Origin of the sequence: Mesobacillus sp. (assembly GCF_049588175.1) — a bacterium.
Classification (GTDB): Bacteria; Bacillota; Bacilli; order Bacillales; family Cytobacillaceae; genus Mesobacillus.
The window spans coordinates 1-2,319 of record NZ_JBAVFI010000029.1 but is presented as its reverse complement, the minus strand read 5'-3'; the positions used below and the strand labels follow the sequence as shown (position 1 = coordinate 2,319).

Sequence of the window (2,319 nt, the reverse complement as noted above, 5' to 3'; positions counted from 1 at the left end):
ACCGGATATTTCATTTGGGTATTTATTTTTAATATCAGAAATGCCGAGTTCACTTGCTACCAGGTCGAATTTTTGTTCCGCTTCTTTTTTCGGCGTTTTGCTGACAGATAACGGTAATAGGATATTTTCCTTTACTGTCAATGTATCAAGCAGGTTATATTCCTGAAAAATAAATCCTAGGTGGTTCTTGCGAAATTGTGCAAGCTGCTTTTCCTTGAGATCAGTAATTTCTTGTCCTTCAATTTTAATGGAGCCATTACTTACGGTATCAATGGAAGAGAGAACATTCAGCAAGGTCGTTTTGCCTGAACCAGAAGCACCCATTATACTGACAAACTCTCCTTTGTGGATTTTAAGATCAAGCCCTTTCAGAACCTCTTGCTTATTAAATTTATTGCCATATGTTTTATGGAGTTTATTTGCTTCCAAGACGATCATAACAGCACATCCTTTCTTTAATAGTTTCATTATAGAATCACGCACGATGGGATTCCTTCGATTCACCGAACAATCAGTAAAGGCATGTGACATTTTTGTCACATGCCTGTTATCCTGACAAATTCATTCGTTTTTGGGAAGGAGAGAGTAAAAGTAGTGCCATTGCCATGGACTGACTCTACAATAATATTAATCATTAGTGATTTAGCAGCTTTTTTGGCCAGATAAAGTCCCATACCGGTAGCAGAGTTATCTTGGTGGTAGGCAGTTGAAGTGAAGCCTTTATCAAATATACGATGAAGATCTCTTGGATCAATCCCTCTTCCTGCATCTTCTATTTGCATGATTGTCTGATCGTCTACTTGAAAGCTTCTAATCATAATATCAGAAGCCTCACTATATTTGACCGCATTTGTCAGTATCTGTCTTAATATGAAGGCGAGCCATTTTGCGTCAGATAGTACATCTGCGATCTCTAGATCCACTTCAAAGCCGACGCCTTTCTGAATGCACCATGATTGCAGCGTTTTGATTTCGGAGAAAATTAATTCTTCTAAATTAGTTTGTTGAATATATAAGTCATTTTCCATAAAAGGAATCCGTTTTTGATGAAGCTGCTGATCAAGTAAGAGATGAATTCTTAGCCATTCATATGTCATATCTTTTTTCAATGATTGTTTTTCTATCCGGTCAATCATCAAGCTGAGTGCTGTAAGAGGTGTTTTTACTTCATGAATCCAGGACAACAGGTCATCCTTTTCCTGCTCAAGCTTCATCTCACTAGCATCAGCCGTTTTTTTAAATCTTTTTGAAAGAAGATGGATGCTTTCAGCAACAATTTCTTCAAAAGGGGAAACAGCTTCAGGAATACTTGTTAGGTCTAAGGCATCATCGCGTTCCTTTAGTGCCAGGTAGAATTTCGTTTCTTTTAAAAAGCGAATAGCGAGAAAGATGGCAAAAATGATCGTTGATATAAAAACATAATAGAGAATAGGGCGGACGGATATGGTTGAATCTATGTAAGTGATAAAGACAATGAGACCTTGTAATATTATAAATAAAAAAATCCAGCTTCGTCGTTCTTTCAAATATGTATTAAACATTTGGTATTTCCTCTTCAACGGCCATATAACCTTGTCCGACTTTGGTGATGATTTTAGTACCCAACCCTATCTCTTCTAATTTTTTTCGAAGGCGGTTCACATTAACTGTAAGAGTATTATCACTGATAAACCTTTTATCATCCCATAGGCTATTGATTACCTCATCACGTGTGACAATTTGGTTTTTCTTTTCTATCAACAATTTTAATATATAAATCTCATTCTTAGTTAAATCAATATAGCCTGCTTCATTTGAAATTGTGTTTTTATCGTAATCAATAGTGGCTCCGCACCATGTTTTAAGCTTGTTTTGGGTTGAACTGTAATTATAGACGCGACGGAGAATGGCCTGAATCTTAGCGATCAGGACATCAAAGTGAAATGGCTTTTGAACAAAATCATCTGCGCCAAGCTGCATCGACATCACCATGTCGGTAGGGTGATCACGCGATGACAGGAAGATAATCGGTACATTTGAATGGGAACGAATCATCCTGCACCAATGGAAGCCATCAAATTTAGGCAGCTGGATATCAATAATAACCAAATCAGGTTCAATTGTTGCAAATTCCTTCATCACATTGGCGAAATCTGATATTCCATAAACATCATACGACCATTGTGTCAGCCGGTCTTTGACTTCATTAAATAAAGATGTGTCATCTTCGATTAGCATAATTTTAAACATAACCCTACACCACACTTTTTACATTTTCTATAAATATTGTAAAGGAAAATTTTGCTGCGTGCCATAAGACCTCAAATGTTTATATTGATT

Annotated in this window: 3 protein-coding genes; all 3 read right to left on the bottom strand. The window is 36.7% G+C overall.

Translation table 11 applies throughout. The features are described from left to right. Positions 1-438: ABC transporter ATP-binding protein (locus WB217_RS00585; protein WP_423989652.1), on the bottom strand; the 438-nt coding region annotated here is incomplete at its 3' end. A 98-nt stretch (positions 439-536) separates the two neighbouring features. After that, complete coding sequence (locus tag WB217_RS00580; RefSeq protein ID WP_423989650.1) at positions 537-1,541, bottom strand: sensor histidine kinase; 1,005 nt, start codon at positions 1,539-1,541, stop codon at positions 537-539. Beyond that, a complete protein-coding gene (locus WB217_RS00575; protein WP_423989648.1) occupies positions 1,534-2,229 on the bottom strand; it encodes a response regulator in 696 nt (231 codons plus the stop codon). The genes WB217_RS00580 and WB217_RS00575 overlap by 8 nt, the downstream gene beginning before the upstream one ends. Between the last annotated feature and the right edge of the window lie 90 nt (positions 2,230-2,319).

Bases quoted from the DNA above. Each gene is read 5' to 3' on its own strand.
- WB217_RS00580 (WP_423989650.1), bottom strand. From the start codon at position 1,541: ATGTTTAATACATATTTGAAAGAACGACGAAGCTGGATTTTTTTATTT.
- WB217_RS00575 (WP_423989648.1), bottom strand. From the start codon at position 2,229: ATGTTTAAAATTATGCTAATCGAAGATGACACATCTTTATTTAATGAA.